Origin of the sequence: Cellulomonas sp. P24, assembly GCF_024704385.1 — a bacterium.
GTDB lineage: Bacteria > Actinomycetota > Actinomycetes > Actinomycetales > Cellulomonadaceae > JAJDFX01.
The window spans coordinates 547,295-565,301 of sequence record NZ_JAJDFX010000002.1; the positions used below are offsets into that span (position 1 = coordinate 547,295).

The window sequence follows — 18,007 nt, forward strand, 5'->3', positions numbered from 1 at the left end:
CAGGATGGGCGCATGCTCCCGTCACACCGTCGCTCCAGCATCGGGACCGGACGGCGCGCCGCAGCGGTGGCTGCCCTCGGCGCGGCTCTCCTGCTCGTGACAGCGGGTGCTCCGGCTGCCTCGGAGATGCCCGGTCCGGGAGACGCGGTGCCCCACGAGGCGCCCTCCGAGACCACCGACCTGCCTGCACCGGGTGCCGTCGCTCCGGTCACGGCGCCGATCGAGGTCATCCGCCCGTTCGTCCGCCCGGCGCACACCTGGTCGTCCGGGCACCGCGGCGTCGATCTCGCCGCGGAGGTGGGTGCGCTCATCGTGTCGCCGGTCGACGGGGTCGTGACATTCGCCGGCACGGTCGTCGATCGCGGGGTCCTCACCGTGCAGGACTCCCACGGCACCCGGTCGAGCGTCGAACCGGTGAGTCCACTCGTGCATGCAGGCGAGACGGTCTCACGCGGGCAACCTGTCGCCACGGTCATGCCGGGGCACTGCACGGACCGACCGTGCGTGCACTGGGGCGTCCGGGTCGGGGCCGCCTACGTCGACCCGATCGACCTCCTGCGGCGACGGACGCGGATCGTCCTTCTCCCCGTGCCGGACGTCCGGTCCGGGTGACGGTGCTGCCCGGTGGCTGCCCAGCGGCTGCCCGGTGCGGGTCAGCCGCGCTCGGAGCTCTGCAGCGTCGCCCGCAGTCGCAGCATCGCCGCCGTGTGCATCTGCGAGATCCGCGACTCGGTCACCCCGAGTACCCGGCCGATCTCTGCCAGCGTCATGCCCTCGTAGTAGTACAGGACGAGCACGATCTTCTCGCGCTCGCCGAGCTGCTCGACCGCACGGGCGAGCAGGAACTTGGTCTCCTGCACCTCGAACGAACCTGCCGGGTCCTGAGCCCGCGAGTCGCCGAGCGTGTCGATCAGCGCGATGTTGTCAGCGCGGTCCTCGCCGGCCCCGAGCACGTCGTCGAGGGCCGCGACGTTGACGGTGGAGAGCTGGCTGAAGACGGCCCTCAGCTCACCGACCCCCATCTCCAGCCTGGCGGCGACCTCGGCCTCGCTGGGGGTACGTCGCAGCTCGCCCTCGAGCTCCGCGTAGGCGCGGTCGACGGCGCGGGCCTTGGTGCGGACGGAGCGCGGGATCCAGTCGATCGCCCGGAGCTCGTCGATGATGGCCCCGCGCACGCGGGCGCTCGCGTAGGTCTCGAACTTCACGGCGCGGCCCAGCTCGTACTTCTCGATCGCGTCGATCAGCCCGAACATCCCGTAGGAGACGAGGTCCGCCTGCTCGACCGTGCTCGGCAGCCGCATCCCGACCCGCCCGGCCACGGCCGTGACGAGCGGTGCGTATCGCAGGATGAGCTGTTCACGCAGCATCCGGTCCCCGGTCGCCTTGAACTCGGCCCAGATCTCCCCGATCGTGTCGACGGCCTCGTCGACCTCGGTGTCGTCTACGACCACGACACCGAGGTGCCGGGCACCGGGTGTCGTCGCCGGACCACCGTGCTGATGCGGCAGGACGCCCGACGCAGACGGGAATCGGGCAGCGACGCTCCCTGCCGGAATGCGTTCCGTCTGTGCGCTCATGGCCGTCTCACTTCCTGCTCAAGCACGGGGGTGTGCCTGGTGGTATGACGCACGGAGCCGCTCCGCCGTCACATGGGTGTACCGCTGGGTCGTGGCAAGGCTCGAGTGACCGAGCACCTCCTGGACGCTTCGGAGGTCCGAGCCGCCCTGGAGGAGATGTGTCGCTGCGGTATGACGCAACGCGTGGGGCGCGATGTCCGCGACACCGGCGATCTCGGCGATCTCGTGCGAGACCGCCCGCAGCTGCCGCTGGTCCAGCCGCTGACCGCGACGACCGAGCAGGAGGGCAGCTCCCGACCCAGCGCCTGCCAGGACCGGGCGCCCGGACCGCAACCACGCGAGCGAGGCGCGTGCGGCAGGGACGCCGAGCGGGACGATGCGTTCCTTGCTCCCCTTGCCGAGCACCCGAAGAGTGCGCCGATCCAGGTCGAGGTCGTCGACGTCCGCCGCGACCAGCTCCCCCACCCGCACCCCCGTGGCGTACAGCAGCTCGAGCGCGGCCCAGTCGCGCAGGTGCACCGCGTCGCGGTCGTCCGCCCGGCTGCGCGCGGTGTCGAGGAGGAGCGCAGCGTGCTCGATCCCCAGGACCGTCGGGAGGCTGCGGATCGGTCGGGCGCTCGCGAGCCGCACCGCCGGGTCGACGGCGATCCGCCCGGTGCGATGGGCCCATTCGAAGAAGGTCCGCGCCGCAGCACCCCGCCGCGCGATCGTCGCCCTGCTGAGGTTCGCCTCGGACATCGCGGCGAGCCAGCCACGCAGCACCCCGAGGTCGATCTCGTCGAGACCGTGATGCCCTTGCGACTCGGCGAAGGCCAGCAGGTGGTCGATGTCCCCCCGGTAGGCACGCACTGTGTGCGGCGAGAGGCCCCGCTGAGCATCGAGGTGCAGCACGAAGTCCGCCATCTGGGGGATACGGCTTGTGACCGTCGCCGCCGACGTTGCGGAACTCATGTCCCTACCGTGGTGGTAATCCGCGTTGAGAACAAGTCACACTTCCGCTACTTCACCCTCTGTGTCCCGAATTCTGTCCGATTCGCCCGTAATGCGCGTTCCTGCGTGCGGGTGAATTCTCGAATCACCCGTTCGAGTGCTCGTGTCGCGGCGACCGGTCGTCCGGTTTGCGCCACTCGGAACCGTTCCGGAGCGCCATGCCGAGAAGCTCGAGCGTGCCGAGCGCCCCCCGCACCTCGTTCTCCGACAGCCCGGCCTCGCGCGCGAGCAGACCCGGCGTGAGCCCACCCCGAATCGGCAGGGTGTCGCGCACCCGACGCGCGACCGCGTCGAGGCCGTCCGCGACCTCTCCGTCCGGTTCGCGACCCGGTGCAAGGTCCCGGCCGATCTCCCCGACCAGCTCGACCACCTCGTCGGCGTCCGTCACGCACACCGCGGCTCCCTCGCGGAGGAGCCGATGGCAGCCGGCCGAGGCCATCGACGTGATCGGGCCTGGTACCGCACCGACCGGGCGCATCAGCTCGCCCGCCCTGTTCGCGGTGCTCAGCGCTCCGGAACGCCAGGCGGCCTCGACCACGACCGTCCCCCGAGAGATCGCCGCGATCAGCCGGTTCCGCTGGAGGAACCGCCAGCGCGACGGTGCACCTCCGGGAGGCACCTCGCTGACGACCGCTCCTCCCTGCTCGACCACCGTCCCGAGGAGGGAGGCGTTCCCCGGCGGGGTAGGCGCGGTCGACGCCGCCCGCGAGGAGGACGATCGTCGTCCCGCCGGCGACGAGAGCACCACGATGGGCAGCCGCGTCGATCCCGTAGGCGCCCCCGGAGACGACAGCGACGTCGCGCGCGACCAGACCCGCCGCGAGGTCACCGGCGACGTGGTTCCCGTACGCCGTGCTCGCCCGAGCCCCGACCAGGGCGACCGAACGAGAGGCGGGCTCCGTGAGAGCAGGATCACCACGGACCCAGAGGCACGGCGGAGTCGCGGCGCCGAGGTCGTCGAGCGCCGCGGGCCAGCCGGGCAGCTCCGGGGTCACGAGCGTGCCGCCCAGCGAGCGAAGGACCCGGAGCTCGCGACGGGGATCGAGATCGACCAGGCGAGGGCCCCAGCGCGCGACCGCCGCCGACAGGGCCCGCGCCCCCGCCGGCACGATCGGGACCCGTTCGGCGAGCGCATCCGTCGCACGTCGCACCGAGTCGGCGTCGCCGTGAGCCGCCTGGAGCCAGTGCAGGGCACGCGACGGCCCGAGCGCACCGACGAGCGCTCCCGCCGTCGCATCCCCTGGCTCGGTGAGCCTGCTCCAGGCGACCCGGGCGAGCGTGTCGTCGTCCAGGTCGAACGCCACGGCTGTCACGCGCCCACCTGCCCTCGGGTGCGGAGCAGCATCCCCTGACCGATCTCCGTCCGCCCGGGTGCCGGGCGGCCCGCGAGGTCCGCGAGCGTCCACGCGACCCGCAGGACGCGATCGACCCCGCGCAGGCTCAGGAGGCCGCGGTCCAGTGCCCGGTCGAGGTCCTGCATCATGGCGCCGCCGGCGCCGAGGGTGCGACGGAGCCACGGACCCGGCACCTCCGCATTCGTCCGCCACGGCGTCCCGGCGAGTCGGGACGCCTGTGCGGCGCGCGCCTGCAGCACCCGCTCCGCCACCTGGGCCGACCCCTCGCCCCGCGCACCGGCCCCGAGCGCGGAGCGCGGCACCGGGAGGACGTCCACCTGGAGGTCGACACGGTCGAGGAGCGGCCCGGACAGACGCGAGAAGTACCGGCGCCGGGCCAGCGCGGTGCACGTGCAGTCGAGGCCCTTGCCGATCGCGTTCCCGCACGGGCACGGGTTTGCGGCCAGCACGAGCTGGAAGCGGGCCGGGTAACGCGCGGTCCCTCCGGCGCGCTGGATCACGAGCTCTCCGTGCTCGAGGGGTTGTCGCAGGGTCTCGAGGACCCGGGGGAGAACTCCGGCGCCTCGTCCATGAACAGGACGCCCCGATGCGCTCGGGAGGCAGCTCCGGGGCGAGGGACGCCGGACCCTCCACCCACGACGGCCGCCGCGGTGGCGGTGTGGTGCGGGTCCTCGAAGGGCGGACGTCGGATCAGCCCGTCGGCCGGGTCGAACGTTCCGGCGAGCGAGTGCACCGCCGTGACCTCGACCGCCTCGTCCGGGGTGAGATCCGGCAGGAGGCCCGGCAGGCGCGCGGCGAGCATGGTCTTCCCAGCGCCGGGAGGCCCCACCAGCAGCAGATGGTGGCCACCCGACGCCGCGACCTCGAGCGCCGCACGGGCGTCGTCCTGACCCAGGACGTCCGCGAGGTCGGGACCCGGGTCCCGACGGACCCGCTCGACGACGGCCCGCGGCGCAGTGACGTCCGGCACGGCGACATCGGCGCCGTAGCGTCGTGCGACCTCGGCGAGGTGCCGGGCGCCGACGACCTCGGCGCCCGGGACGAGCGTCGCCTCGAGTGCGTTCGCCGCCGGGACCACCAGATGACGGTGGCCTGCAGCCACCGCCGCCGCCACGGCAGGCAGGATCCCGCGGACCGGGCGAAGCCGCCCGTCGAGCCCGAGCTCACCGAGGTGCACGACCCCGCTCGGTGCCTCCGCCGGGACGATCCCCGCTCCCGCGAGCATCGCGACGGCGATCGCCAGGTCGAAGCCCGAGCCCGATTTGGGGAGCGACGCAGGTGAGAGGTTGACCGTGATCCGCCGCTGCGGCCAGCCGAGAGCCGACGAGGTCACGGCGGCTCGCACCCGATCGCGCGACTCGGCCAGCGCGGCGTCCGGGAGGCCGACCAGTGTGAACCCGGGTACCGACGCGGCCAGGTGTGCCTCGACCTCGACGACGTGCCCGGTCAGCCCGACCAGCGAGACCGCGAGCGTGCGTCCGAGCCCCATCAGACGACCCCGACCAGGTGCTCGACGCCCGCGGCGCCGCGACGTGCGACCTGCACGGCGATCACGTCGATCCGGACGGATCGCGTCGTCACCGGGTGCTCGGACAGCCACTGACCGGTCAGACGACGGATGCGAGCGAGCTTGCGCGGGGTGACCGCCTCTGCCGGATGACCGAACCCGGTGCCGCGCCGGGTCTTGACCTCCACGGCGACGAGCACGTCACCGTCGAGGGCGACGATGTCCAGCTCCCCCTGGTACCCACGCCAGTTCGTGTCGAGCACGACCCAGCCGGCATCCCGCAAGAACTGGGCAGCAACTCGCTCCCCGTACCGCCCGACCGCATCTGTGGCACGCATGTGACCACCTCCGGCGTTCACCCTGACGTGCGCAGGGGCCCGGGACGGTCCTCCCGTCCCGCTCCGGGGACACCGCTCTCGACGCCTCGACCCTGTGGACAGGTCGCGGGCCCGTGCCGGTCGACCGGGCCCGTGCCGGTCGGCCGAGGCCGGACCGGTCTCACCTGCTCAGCGCCGGAACGCCCCGCCGTCCGGCAGGTCGAGCTCGGGCTTGGCGAGCTCCTCGACGTTGACGTCCTTGAACGTGACCACGCGCACCGACTTCACGAACCGGGCCGAGCGGTAGACGTCCCAGACCCACGCATCCGCCAGACTGACCTCGAAGTACACCTCGCCCGCCGCCGACCTCACCTGCAGATCCACCTGGTTGGCCAGGTAGAAGCGTCGCTCCGTCTCGACGACGTAGGCGAACAGCCCCACGACGTCTCGGTACTCGCGGTACAGCGCGAGCTCCATGTCGGTCTCGTAGTTCTCCAGGTCCTCCGCGCTCACCGGTCCATCATCGCCCATCAGGTCGCGACGCGGTGCACGCCGGTCCGCGACGACGTGCACCGGTCCGGACCGGGAACGGATCGGGCCGGTCCCCGGCAGCCTCTCGACTGCGGCACGGACGGGTCGGGTCAGCCCACCGCAGGTGACGTCCCAGGCAGCCGCCAGGTGCGCCGGTGCAGCGGGCTGGGCCCGAGAGCGGTGAGCGCCGCGAGGTGCTCGGCAGAGCCGTACCCCTTGTTCGCCGCCCACCCGTACGCCGGGTGCGCAGCCGAGAGCTCCACCATCAGGGCGTCGCGTTCGCACTTCGCGAGCACGCTCGCCGCCGCGACCGACGCGCAACGCCGGTCCGCCTTCACGAGCATCCGCACCTCGGGCGGGCCCCCGGCCGAGGTGCGGCATCCTCGAGGAGGTCGTCGAGCGGAGCCCGGCTGAGCCAGTCGTGCGAGCCGTCGAGGATCACGACGTCGACCGGGTGGTCCGTCGACACAGCATCGAGCGCTCGCCAGCCCGCGAGCCGCAACGCACCGACGACCCCCCACCGGTCGACCTCGGCGGCGCTCGCGTGCCCGACCGCTCGCGCCACCCCCCAGGTCGAGAGCGCCGGCAGCAGCGCGGTCCGTGCACCTGCCGACAGCAGCTTCGAGTCGGCCACGCCGTGCGGCGCCGGTCCTGTCTCGATGTCCACGACCACGAGCCCGACGGACACCGGACCGGCAAGAGCACCACGGCCCACCTCGTCCATCCCGGCGACCCGGCGCGCACCGGCGCGCAGCGCCTCCGCCTCGACGAGGAGATCCGGTGCCTGCGCCGAAGGGCGTGCCGCCATCGCGACGGACGAGCGCCGCCTGCCGGTCATGGGGCAGGGACGGCCGCGAAGGTCGACGCGGGGTTGCGGAGCAGCCCGATCCGGTCGGCGGGCCACAGCTTGACGAACGCGACGCCGACGACGTTCGCGAGCGGGATCGAGCCGCCGCCGGGGCGTCCCTGGTTGTAGCGCGAGTCCGCCGAGTGAAGCCGGTTGTCCCCCTCGACCCAGAGGCTGTCCGGAGGCACGGTCGTCGTGAAGGGCATGTCGGTGTTGATCGAGCCGGGCTTGAGGTACGGCTCGTCGATCCCGACGCCGTTGACCGTCACACGGCCCTGGGCGTCGCAGCAGGCGACGGTGTCACCGGCGACCCCGATCACGCGCTTGATGAGGTGCTCGCCGGAGTCCTGCGGGAGCAGCCCGACGAACGTCAAGGCGTCGTTGACGCCCTTCTGCAGCGGGCTCGTGCTGGTCGCCGTGACCGGCGGGAGCCACCCGCCGGGATCCTTGAAGACGACGATGTCGCCACGGTGGACGGCGAACGGGCCGGGGGCGAGCTTGGTCACCAGCACGCGGTCGCCCACCTGGAGCGTGTCCTCCATCGAGCCGCTCGGGATGTAGAACGCCTGCACGAGGAACGTCTTCACGAGCCACGAGAGCACCAGCGCGCTCACGAGGATCACCAGGCTCTCGCGCAACCACGCCATGAACGGGCTGCGCCGAGGCTCCTCGTTCCGGGGCAGGAGCAGCTCGTCGGTCCCGGTGTGGTCGCTCACCCCGTCACTGTGCCATCCGATCCTGGGAGCCACCTAACGGGCGCGCCCTGGGACCGGCCACCGGTGCACCCGCCAGGGACGACGACGGGCGGCGACCGGTGTCGGTCGCCGCCCGTCGTCGTCGGCTGGGAACAGGCGGGGGCGATGCCCCGCCGGACTACTTCGCCGGGATGGTCGAACGCTTCTCCTTGATCTTCGCCTTCTTGCCGCGAAGCTTGCGAAGGTAGTAGAGCTTCGCGCGGCGCACGTCGCCACGCGTGAGGACCTCGATCGACTCGAGGCTCGGGGAGTGGACCGGGAAGGTGCGCTCGACCCCCACACCGAAGCTGACCTTGCGCACCGTGAACGTCTCACGCACGCCGTCGCCGGCGCGCGAGATGACGACGCCCTGGAACAGCTGGACGCGAGAGCGGTTGCCCTCGACGACCTTGACGTTCACCTTGAGCGTGTCGCCGGGCCGGAAGTCCGGGATGTCCGTACGCAGCGAGGCTGCATCGACGTCATCGAGAATGTGCATGTGAGTCGCTTTCCCGTCCTGCCCCAGGTCAGTCACGTTGTCGACGGGCACGCACGACGGCGGCCCGATGGCTGGTGTCTCGCGGTGGCGCCTGGATCTCATCCGGTCGACATCGTCCCCCCTGAGGCAGGGACGCGACCGGCGCACACCGACCTCCGAGTGTGCCACATCCTGCGACCCCACGTCATGTCGGCCCGAGCGGCCGGCACCGGCGCACCGTCACCGGGGCGACGGGTCTCCCTCGGTCACCCGGGGCCGGCGTAGGCCGTCCGCCCCGACGTCCCACCCCCACGAGGACAAGAGGTCGCGGTCCGCCGCGTCGAGCTCCGCGGGATCCGCGCGCTCGAGGATCTCCGGTCGCCGCTCGGCCGTCCGTCGGAGCGACTCGTCACGTCGCCACCGCTCGATCCGGGCGTGATGGCCGGAGAGCAGCACGTCGGGGACCTCACGGCCCCGCCAGGTGGGCGGCTTGGTGTACACGCCGTACTCGAGCAGCCCGGACGAGCCGTGCGACTCCTCGACGAGCGAGTCCGGGTTGCCCACGACACCAGGCAGGAGCCGGGCGACGGCCTCGATCAGCACGAGCGCAGCCACCTCACCCCCGTTGAGGACGTAGTCCCCCAGCGAGAACTCGGTGACCGAGACACCGCCGTGCTCGGCGCCGACCTGCCGGTAGTGCTCGGCGACCCGGGCGTCGATCCCCTCGTAGCGCCCGCACGCGATGACGAGGTGGCCCTCACCGGCGAGCGCCTCGGCGGTCCGCTGGTCGAACGGCGTGCCTGACGGCGTGGGGATCAGCAGGTGCGCCGGTGCGACGCCGTCGGGCGCCGCTTCCGCATCGCCCGCACGGCCGAGTCCGAGCACGTCGTCCAGCGCGCTCCCCCAGACGTCTGGCCGCATGACCATGCCCGCTCCGCCACCGAAAGGCGTGTCGTCGACGGTCCGGTGCCGATCCGTGGTCCAGCTGCGGAGGTCGTGGACACGCACGTCGAGGAGACCCACCGAGCGGGCCTTGCCGACCAGCGAGAGGTCGAGCGGCGCCAGGTACTCAGGGAAGATCGTCAGGACGTCGATGCGCATCTCAGCCCTCGTCCTCGCGTCCACCCGAGTGGGTCTCCGGCGAGACCACGAGGTTGGCGACGTCCGAGGCGAGCAGTCCACCCGGCGGGTCGAGCACGACGCGCCCACCGGCGACGTCGACGACCGGCACGATCGCCCGCACGAACGGCACGAGACTCCGCTCTCCGGTCGGCTCGAGGATCAGGAGCGCGTCGTGCGCCGGCAGGTGCTCGAGCGCCAGCACCGTGCCGAGAAGCCTGCCGTCGACGTGCTCGGCACGCAGTCCGACCAGCTCGTGCGGGTACCAGGCGTCCTCCTCGTCCGAGGCGTCCTCGTCGACGACCAGGCTGACGCCCCGCAGACCCTCGGCACCGGTCCGGTCAGTCACCTCGGCGAAGGTCACGAACCAGCGGCCCTGGTTCTCCCGGGTCGTCGCGACCGTGAGGCTGCCGAGGCGGGAGTCGTCGGTCCGGAGAACGGCACCGACCACGAACCGCTCGGCCGGGGTGTCGGTGCGGATGTCGAGCGCGACCTCACCACGCAGCCCGTGCGCGCGGCCGATCTTCGCAACGGTCAGCTGCATGGTGGTGCCCTCCGGTCTCGACGTGCTCGTGCGGCGCCCTGCGGCGAAGACCGACCGAGGCCCGGCCCCGTGGCGGGGACCGGGCCTCGGTCGCATCGGTACAGCGGTTGCTCTGGTGCTCAGCGCCGGTCGACGTCCACGACGTCGATCCGCACCGAACCGTCGGTCGAGAGCGCGCCGACCACCGTGCGCAGTGCGCGTGCGGTCCGCCCGTTCCGACCGATGACGCGCCCCAGGTCCTCGGGGTTGACCCGGACCTCGAGCAGCTCGCCACGACGGAGCGCCTTCGCGTTCACCTGGACGTCGTCCGGGTGGTCCACGATGCCCCGCACGAGGTGCTCGAGCGCGTCGGCGAGCATCAGGCCTGCTCGTCCGCGGCCGGCGCAGCGGCCTCGTCGGCAGGTGCCTCGACCGGAGCAGCCGACTTCTTCTCGGCGGCCGCGGCCTTGACCTTCTCGGCGGCGTCGGCAGCGGCCTGGATCGCCGCAGCTGCGTCGACCTTGTCACCCTTGACCCGCAGCGTGCCCTCGGCACCCGGCAGACCCTTGAACTTCTGCCAGTCGCCCGTGATCTTGAGCAGCACCTCGACCTGCTCGGTCGGCTGGGCGCCGACGCCGAGCCAGTACTGCGCACGCTCGGAGGAGATCTCGATGAGAGACGGCTCCTCGGTCGGGTGGTACTTGCCGATCTCCTCGATCACGCGACCGTCACGCTTGGTGCGCGAGTCGGCGACGACGACGCGGTAGTACGGCGCCCGGATCTTGCCCAGACGCTTCAGACGAATCTTGGTGGCCACTGTGTGGTCTCTCCTGGTTTCTGCTGGTGCGGTCACAGCGACGTGACCCGTGGGGCAGGTCTGCCGGTGTGGCCTGAGGACGCGGTCGCGTGCGGCTAGAGGGTCCGACGCACCGGGTACAGCGGGCCATTCTGCCAGATCCTCGGCGTGCGACCCAACACCTCGCCCGAGTGCCGCATTCGGCTCGCGCCGGACCCGGCGCCGGACTGTGTCAGCGACCGAGGTACTTCTCGAGGCCGGGCGGCAGGCCGAGGGCGGCGGGGTCGAGGTCGCTCTTCTTCGGTGCCGCTGCCCCGAAGGCCGACCCTGCCGGTGCCTTGGGCGCCTGACCGGCGGCCCGCGCCGCGGCCTCGCGCTCCTGCTGAGCGCGCTTCGCCGGGTTGCCGGACCGCCCCTTGACCTTGGCTCGCGGCTGCGGCGTCATGCGGCCACGCGACTTCTTGCCCCCCATGCCCGGGAGGTTCCCCATCCCCGGCAGCCCCGGAGCACCGCCGCCACGCGCCATCTGCTTCATCATCTTCTGCGCACCGGCGAACCGGTCGAGGAGCTGGTTGACGTCCGTCGTCGTGGTGCCGGAGCCGCGTGCGATGCGGGCGCGCCGCGACCCGTTGATGATCTTGGGCGATCGTCGCTCCGCCGGTGTCATCGAGCGGATGACCGCCTCGACCTTGTCCACCTCGCGCTCGTCGAAGTTGTCCAGGGCCTCGCGCATCTGCCCCATCCCCGGCAGCATGCCGAGCATCTTCTTCATCGAGCCCATGTTCCGCATGGCCTGCATCTGCTGCAGGAAGTCCTCGAGGGTGAAGTCCTCGCCCGCGGCGAGCTTGCCCGCCATCGCCTCGGCCTGCTCGGCGTCGAAGGCCTTCTCGGCCTGCTCGATCAGGGTGAGGATGTCGCCCATGTCGAGGATGCGCGACGCCATCCGGTCCGGGTGGAACACCTCGAAGTCGGTCAGCTTCTCACCGGTCGACGCGAACAGCACCGGTCGCCCGGTCACGGAGGCGACCGACAGGGCCGCACCACCGCGCGCGTCGCCGTCGAGCTTCGAGAGGACGACCCCCGTGAAGCCGACGCCGTCCGCGAACGCCTGCGCGGTCGTCACCGCGTCCTGGCCGATCATGGCGTCGATCACGAACAGGATCTCGTCCGGGTCCACCGCGTCGCGGATGTCGGCAGCCTGCTGCATCATGTCGGCGTCGACACCCAGCCGGCCGGCGGTGTCGACGATGACGACGTCGTGCTGGCGGTCGCGCGCGAGGGCGACCCCGTCTCGCGCGACCGCGACCGGGTCGCCTGTCGGCTCCCCGCCGTCCTCGCCCTGGACACCGGGGTGCGGTGCGAACACCGGGACGCCCGCGCGCTCCGCCACGACCGTGAGCTGGGTGACGGCGTTCGGCCGCTGCAGGTCGGCAGCGACGAGGATCGGGGTGTGCCCCTGCTCACGCAGGTGAAGGGCGAGCTTGCCCGCCAGTGTCGTCTTGCCCGCACCCTGGAGGCCTGCCAGCAGGATGACCGTCGGAGGGGTCTTCGCGAGCACCAGTGGTCTGTTCTGACCGCCGAGGATCCCGACGAGCTCGTCGTTGACGATCTTGACGACCTGCTGCGCCGGGTTCAGCGCGCCGGAGACCTCCACCGAGAGCGCGCGCTCGCGCACCCGCCCCGTGAACTCCCGGACCACCGGCACCGCGACGTCGGCGTCGAGGAGCGCACGCCGGATCTCCCGGACGGTGGCGTCGACGTCGGCCTCGGACAACCGGCCCTTGGTGCGGAGATTCTTGAAGGTGGACGCAAGACGGTCGGACAGGGTCGCGAACACAGATCGTTCCTCACGGGTGGCCGAGCGGTCGGAGGGTTCCCAGGGTACCGCCGACCTCCGCCCTCCCAGGAGCCCGCGCGGCGCGTCAGGGGGTGCCGAGCGCCAGCCGTGCCCGGGCCGTGAGGTCGTCGACCAGCCTGGCACGCCACGAGCTCCAGGCCTGGCTGCCCGCCGCAGAGGCGTCGGCCTCCGTCAGCGCGCGCAGGAGCTCGAGGAGGTCCGCGCGATGATCGACCGCGTCCAGCAGCGCCTCGACCGTCTCCGGGGCGTCCGGGTCGGCCGTCGTCGCCAGCTCGGCGAGCGTGAGGTGGTGCCGGACCAGCCGGACGACGTCGTCGACCTCCTGCGGCGCGAGGCCCATCCGCGTCGCGATCGGGCCCGCCAGGCGGGCACCCTCCTCCGCATGGCCGGCGACGCCGGGGCGTTTGCCGATGTCGTGCAGCAGCGCCGCCACGAGCAGCACCTCGGGCTCGGAGATCCCCCGCTTGAGCTGCGCGGCCCGCGCGACGGTCTCGATCAGGTGCCGGTCGATGGTGTGCCGATGGATCGGCGACCGTTGCGGCCGGTTGCGCACCGCCGACCACTCGGGGATCCAGCCCGTCACCACACCGGCGAGATCCAGCGCCTCCCAGACGGGGATCTGCGCCGTCCCGCTGCCGAGGAGCGTCAGCAGGTAGCTCTTCGCGGCCTTCGGCCACGGGTCGCCGAGCGGTGGCGTGGCGGCGAGGCTCGTCACCATCACCGGGGAGAGCGGCAGGCCGGTCCGTACCGACGTCGCGGCCGCCCGGAGCGACAGCAGCGGGTCGTGCGAGGGCTGGGCGTCGATCGCCAGCACGATCTCACCGGCATGCTCGACGAGACCGTCGGCGACGGCCCGCAGACGCGGTGCACCGCGGCGTCCCCGGATCAGCACGGGCCGACGCGACGTCAGCGGCTGCTGGAGCGCCTGCCGGGCGTTGCGGACCGTCACGTCGAGCGCGTAGGAGACGACGCGACCCGACTCCGCGAGACTCGCGAGCAGGTCGTCCCGGTCGCCGTACCCGCACAGCGCGGCGACCTCCTCCTGGTCGGCCTGCAGCAGACGGTTCGTGGAGCGGCGCGTGACGACCTGCAGGGCGTCACGCACGTCGAGCAGATGGCGGTAGGCGTGGTCCACCGCGCCGTGCGGCCGGTCGGTGAGCCACGTGGCCGCCAGGGCGAACAGCACGATCGCGTCGCGGATCCCGCCACGCGCCTCCTTGAGATCCGGCTCGATCAGGTAGGCGAGCTCGCCCTGACGGTCCGCCCGCTCGCGGGCCGAGCTCAGGAGCTCGGGGAGACGCCTGCGCGCCGCACCGCGCCAGTCGGTGAGCAGCGCCGTGCTCGCCCGGTTCACGACGCCGATGTCACCGGCGACGTGGCGCAGGTCGAGCAGCCCGACCGCAGCCGGAAGGTCCTTCGACGCCACCTGCCGGCACTGCGCCAACGACCGCACCGAGTGGTCGAGGTCGAGGCCGGCGTCCCAGATCGGGTACCAGAGCCGTTCCGCGAGCTCGGTCACGACCTGGGGCGGGTGCGAACGGCCGTCGTGCACCAGCAGCAGGTCCAGGTCGCTCATCGGGCTCGGGTCACCCCGCCCGACGCTCCCGACCGCGGCGAGGGCGATGCCCTCGTCCGCGAGGAGTCCGTCGGTGGCCCGCGACCAGAGATCGCGCAGCCGGGCGACGACGAGGTCCACCAGAGCCTCGCGCCGCAACCCGCCGTCCTGGATCGCGCCGCCCGCCAGCGGACCGGTCAGGCGGGTCGCGAGGTCGAGCCGTTCAGCCTTGAGGTCCCGCACCCCGTGGACGGGGAGCGGGACCTCAGAGGCATCGCCGCCGACCGCACCCCCTGCGGGCGGTCGTTGAGTGGTCATCGGACTACAGCGCGCCCGGACCGCGCTCGCCGGTGCGAACCCGGACCACGTCGTCGACCGGCGAGATCCAGACCTTCCCGTCGCCGATCTTCCCGGTCTGCGCCGCCTTCACGAGAGCGTCGGTGACCGCTGCCGCGTCCGCGTCGTCCACGAGAGCCTCGATCCGCACCTTCGGGACCAGGTCCACCGTGTACTCCGCCCCGCGGTAGACCTCCGTGTGACCGCGCTGGCGACCGTAGCCGCTGGCCTCGCTCACGGTCATGCCCCGGACACCCGCGGCTTCGAGCGCGGACTTCACGTCGTCGAGACGATGCGGCTGGATCACTCCGGTGACGAGCTTCATGCCTTCACCTCCGTGTTGAGGCGCGTTGCGCCGATGGACTCGTAAGCGGTCTCGCCGTGGACTGCCAGGTCGATCCCGCCGACCTCGGCCTCCTCGCTCAGTCGCAGGCCGCCGACCTTCTGAATGATGTACCCGATCACGTAGGTGAGCACGAACGAGAACACCACGGCGAACGCGGCGACGACGATCTGCGACAGCAGCTGCGTGATGCCGCCACCGTAGAGCAGCCCGTCCTTCGCGCCGTCCGGGTACCAGGCACCCTGGTGGTGCGTCGCGAAGAACCCGATCAGCACCGTGCCGGTGATGCCGCCGACGAGGTGGACACCGACGACGTCCAACGCGTCGTCGAAGCCGTACTTGAACTTCAGGCCGATCGCGAGGGCGCACACGACACCGGCGATGCCACCGATCGCGATCGCACCGAACGAGTCGACAGCGGCAGCCGCGGGCGTGATGGCCACGAGGCCGGCGACGATGCCCGACGCGGCACCGAGCGAGGTCGCCCGGCCGTCACGAACCTTCTCCGTGAGCAGCCAGGTGAGCATCGCGACGGCCGTCGCGACGAACGTGTTGATCCACGCACGGGCGGCCGTGCCGTCCGCCGCACCCTCGGAACCGGCGTTGAAGCCGAACCAGCCGACCCACAGGAGCGCTGCACCGAGCATGACGTAGGGCAGGTTGTGCGGGCGGAACGGCCCACCCGGCCATCCCTTGCGCTTGCCGAGCAGCAGGACCAGGGCAAGACCGGCAGCACCGGCATCGATGTGGACGACAGTCCCACCGGCGAAGTCGATCGGCGCCGACAGCCACGAGGCGACCGGACCGGACGGGCTGAGGAAGCCACCGCCCCACACCATGTGGGCGAGCGGGAAGTACACCGCCGTCGCCCAGATGACCGTGAACGCGACCCAGCTGCCGAACTTGACCCGGTCGGCGATCGCACCGGTGATCAGCGCGACGGTGATCACGGCGAAGGTCGCCTGGAACGCGACACCTACCAGGGCCGGGACGCCGGAGGCGAGGTAGTAGCTCTTGTCATCCGTGAGGTTGATCAACCCGAAGTACTCGAACGGGTTGGCGAAGAACTGGTTGATCCCCGTCGTCGCGCTGCCGAACGACTCCGAGTAGCCGTACAGGATCCAGATGAATCCCACCGTGCCGGCCGCGATGAAGTTCATCATCAGCATGTTCAGGACCGACTTGCTCCGGACCATGCCGCCGTAGAAGAACGCCAGCGCGGGAACCGTCATCATGAGGACGATGACCGCGGAGGTCATCATCCACGCGGTGTTACCGGTGTCCAGCTTGAAGGCGTCTCCGGCTATCAAGGTGAAGGTCATTACCCGTCTCTCCACTCCCCGACCGGGCGGCCGGACGGCTCAACTGTTGGGGAGACGGGTTTCGGGACCGCACCCGCCGCGTTACGTCTGGGTGACATGCGACGACTACGTGTAAACGTTGTGTTTCGACTGTGCGGTCGGCCGGTGAGCGACCCGTGAGGGCGGGGCGCGATTCGGACCGCGGGGGTGCGTCAGGACTGCAGGAGCCCGTCGACGAACGCCTCGGGGTCGAACGGCGCGAGGTCGTCCGGACCCTCGCCCAGGCCGACGAGCTTGACCGGGACGCCCAGCTCGCGCTGCACCGCGACGACGATCCCGCCCTTCGCGGTGCCGTCCAGCTTGGTGAGGACGATCCCCGTGACCCCGGCGACCTCGGAGAACACGCGCGCCTGGTTCAGCCCGTTCTGCCCGGTCGTCGCGTCGAGCACCAGGAGGACCTCGGTCAGCGGGGCCTCGCGGGTGATCACCCGCGTGATCTTGCCGAGCTCGTCCATCAACCCGGCCTTGTTCTGCAGGCGTCCGGCGGTGTCCACGAGCACGACGTCCCGCTTGTCCCGCACCCCTGTCCGGACCGCGTCGAACGCAACCGCCGCAGGGTCGCCGCCGTCCTTCTCCGCACGGACCGTGGGCACACCGACCCGCGAGCCCCAGGTCTGGAGCTGGTCCGCCGCGGCCGCACGGAACGTGTCCGCCGCGCCGAGGACGACCGACCGTCCGTCCGCCACGAGGACCCGCGCGAGCTTGCCGACCGTCGTCGTCTTGCCCGTCCCGTTCACCCCGACGACCAGGACGACCGCCGGGCGGTGCCCGCCGTCCTCCGACGACGACGGCGCCGTGCCGAGAGACCTGTCCAGCGACGGGTCGACGAGGGCGAGCAACGCGTCCCGGAGCATGGTCCGGACCGCCGCAGGGTCCTTGACCCCCTGGACGCGCACGCTCGTGCGCAGGCGATCGATCAGCTCCGCGGACGGACCGGCGCCGACGTCGGCCAGCAGCAGCGTCTCCTCGAGCTCGTCCCAGTCGTCCTCGGCGAGGTGGTCGCGCGAGAGCACCGCGAGGAGCCGGGCACCGAGCGGTGACCCGGACCGGGCGAGCCGCTCGCGCAGGCGCGACAGCCGCCCCGTGGTGGGAGCCGGGACCTCGAGCACCGGGGCGGCCTCAACTGGGGCGGGCGCCTCGACCTCCTCCGCACCTGCCGGAGCGCCCGGCAGGCCCACCTGGACGCCGGTCGGAGGCGTCTCCTCCTCGACGGACGGCGTGGCGCCCTCCGGCACTCCGGGGCGGGCGGTGGTGACCGGCGCGCGCGGGGACCGGCGTCGCCGGGCGAGGACGCCGATCGTTGCGCCGAGGACGACGAGGGTCGGGAGGCCGATCTCGAGGATGGTCGTGAGGGTCTCGTTCACGACGTCAGTCTGTCAGGACTTGGCGGTGTTCCCGGCTGGTGCACGTTCCGGTGCGGCGGCACGAGCCGCGGGGAGGCAGTCGCCCGTGGCGGGAAAGTCACCGGTGAGACAGGGGTCAGTGGTGGGAGATCCCGTGCAGGCTCTTGACCGCACGCTCCCGAGCGCGTGCGAACGTCTCGGTGATGTCGTCGACGTGGAGGTAGCCGTCGTCGTCCTCGGCCGCCTCACGGAAGAGCGCCTCGATCGACAGGTCGACCGGCGCGGGTTCGTCGTCGAGGTCGTCGGCCGGAACCCGACCGCGACGGGCGGCGATGCCGTTGCGCAGGTCGCGGACGAAACCGGCGACGGCCCCCGTTCCCCCGTGTCACCCGACTCGGCCCCCGCCAGGACGAGGACGCCGAGCGCGACGACCAACG

Annotated in this window: 19 protein-coding genes and 2 pseudogenes; 1 reads left to right on the plus strand and 20 read right to left on the minus strand. The window is 72.0% G+C overall.

The genetic code is table 11. The annotated features are described in order from the left end of the window. Positions 1-12 precede the first annotated feature (12 nt). Entirely contained in the window at positions 13-612 is a 600-nt protein-coding gene (locus tag LJB74_RS02645; RefSeq protein ID WP_259307075.1) for a M23 family metallopeptidase, read from the plus strand. A gap of 41 nt (positions 613-653) precedes the next feature. Here the strand turns inward: LJB74_RS02645 and whiG are convergent, their stop codons facing one another. From whiG to ftsY, 20 genes and pseudogenes are all read right to left on the minus strand, one after another. Continuing rightward, positions 654-1,577, minus strand: coding sequence for an RNA polymerase sigma factor WhiG (gene whiG, locus LJB74_RS02650; protein WP_259307076.1), 924 nt, complete (start codon positions 1,575-1,577; stop codon positions 654-656). 18 nt (positions 1,578-1,595) lie between these two features. Further along, entirely contained in the window at positions 1,596-2,528 is a 933-nt protein-coding gene (locus LJB74_RS02655) for a tyrosine recombinase XerC (protein ID WP_259307077.1), read from the minus strand. 124 nt (positions 2,529-2,652) lie between these two features. Further along, positions 2,653-3,219, minus strand: a complete 567-nt coding sequence (locus LJB74_RS02660; RefSeq protein ID WP_259307078.1) for a DNA-processing protein DprA — start codon at positions 3,217-3,219, stop codon at positions 2,653-2,655. An 82-nt stretch (positions 3,220-3,301) separates the two neighbouring features. Continuing rightward, positions 3,302-3,973: pseudogene (locus tag LJB74_RS20535) on the minus strand (DNA-processing protein DprA); the annotation flags it as partial. Then, positions 3,877-5,411: pseudogene (locus LJB74_RS02670) on the minus strand (YifB family Mg chelatase-like AAA ATPase). The pseudogenes LJB74_RS02670 and LJB74_RS20535, both read right to left, overlap by 97 nt. Continuing rightward, complete coding sequence (locus tag LJB74_RS02675) at positions 5,411-5,767, minus strand: YraN family protein (RefSeq protein WP_259307079.1); 357 nt, start codon at positions 5,765-5,767, stop codon at positions 5,411-5,413. Before LJB74_RS02675 ends, LJB74_RS02670 begins: the two are co-directional and overlap by 1 nt. Before the next feature lie 168 nt (positions 5,768-5,935). Further along, positions 5,936-6,259, minus strand: coding sequence for a DUF2469 domain-containing protein (locus LJB74_RS02680; RefSeq protein WP_259307080.1), 324 nt, complete (start codon positions 6,257-6,259; stop codon positions 5,936-5,938). Positions 6,260-6,387: 128 nt separating this feature from the next. Next, positions 6,388-6,621: a hypothetical protein gene (locus LJB74_RS20540; protein ID WP_310650793.1), complete on the minus strand. Its 234-nt coding sequence runs from the start codon at positions 6,619-6,621 to the stop codon at positions 6,388-6,390. Then, positions 6,612-7,085, minus strand: a complete 474-nt coding sequence (locus tag LJB74_RS02685) for a hypothetical protein (protein WP_310650794.1) — start codon at positions 7,083-7,085, stop codon at positions 6,612-6,614. The genes LJB74_RS20540 and LJB74_RS02685 overlap by 10 nt, the downstream gene beginning before the upstream one ends. Positions 7,086-7,111: 26 nt before the next feature. Beyond that, positions 7,112-7,840: a signal peptidase I gene (gene lepB / locus LJB74_RS02690; RefSeq protein ID WP_259307081.1), complete on the minus strand. Its 729-nt coding sequence runs from the start codon at positions 7,838-7,840 to the stop codon at positions 7,112-7,114. A gap of 157 nt (positions 7,841-7,997) precedes the next feature. Continuing rightward, positions 7,998-8,357 (minus strand): 50S ribosomal protein L19, encoded by a 360-nt coding sequence (rplS, locus tag LJB74_RS02695; RefSeq protein ID WP_259307082.1) that lies wholly within the window; start codon positions 8,355-8,357, stop codon positions 7,998-8,000. A gap of 219 nt (positions 8,358-8,576) precedes the next feature. After that, positions 8,577-9,437 carry a tRNA (guanosine(37)-N1)-methyltransferase TrmD gene (gene trmD / locus LJB74_RS02700; RefSeq protein ID WP_259307083.1) on the minus strand — a complete coding sequence of 287 codons (861 nt, stop codon included), beginning with the start codon at positions 9,435-9,437 and terminating at the stop codon, positions 8,577-8,579. Between the two features lies 1 nt (position 9,438). Beyond that, complete coding sequence (gene rimM / locus LJB74_RS02705) at positions 9,439-9,999, minus strand: ribosome maturation factor RimM (protein ID WP_259307084.1); 561 nt, start codon at positions 9,997-9,999, stop codon at positions 9,439-9,441. Positions 10,000-10,118: 119 nt separating this feature from the next. Continuing rightward, positions 10,119-10,358, minus strand: coding sequence for an RNA-binding protein (locus tag LJB74_RS02710; RefSeq protein ID WP_259307085.1), 240 nt, complete (start codon positions 10,356-10,358; stop codon positions 10,119-10,121). Continuing rightward, positions 10,358-10,795, minus strand: coding sequence for a 30S ribosomal protein S16 (gene rpsP / locus LJB74_RS02715; protein ID WP_259307086.1), 438 nt, complete (start codon positions 10,793-10,795; stop codon positions 10,358-10,360). The genes LJB74_RS02710 and rpsP overlap by 1 nt, the downstream gene beginning before the upstream one ends. A 211-nt stretch (positions 10,796-11,006) precedes the next feature. Then, positions 11,007-12,611: a signal recognition particle protein gene (gene ffh / locus LJB74_RS02720; RefSeq protein ID WP_259307087.1), complete on the minus strand. Its 1,605-nt coding sequence runs from the start codon at positions 12,609-12,611 to the stop codon at positions 11,007-11,009. An 85-nt stretch (positions 12,612-12,696) separates the two neighbouring features. After that, a complete protein-coding gene (locus LJB74_RS02725; RefSeq protein WP_259307088.1) occupies positions 12,697-14,505 on the minus strand; it encodes a [protein-PII] uridylyltransferase in 1,809 nt (602 codons plus the stop codon). Between the two features lie 4 nt (positions 14,506-14,509). Continuing rightward, entirely contained in the window at positions 14,510-14,848 is a 339-nt protein-coding gene (locus LJB74_RS02730) for a P-II family nitrogen regulator (protein ID WP_259307089.1), read from the minus strand. Beyond that, positions 14,845-16,188 (minus strand): ammonium transporter, encoded by a 1,344-nt coding sequence (locus LJB74_RS02735; protein ID WP_259307090.1) that lies wholly within the window; start codon positions 16,186-16,188, stop codon positions 14,845-14,847. The genes LJB74_RS02730 and LJB74_RS02735 overlap by 4 nt, the downstream gene beginning before the upstream one ends. Before the next feature lie 191 nt (positions 16,189-16,379). Next, the gene (gene ftsY / locus LJB74_RS02740; RefSeq protein WP_259307091.1) at positions 16,380-17,591 is read right to left on the minus strand and encodes a signal recognition particle-docking protein FtsY; all 1,212 of its coding nucleotides are present in this window, start codon (positions 17,589-17,591) and stop codon (positions 16,380-16,382) included. Between the last annotated feature and the right edge of the window lie 416 nt (positions 17,592-18,007).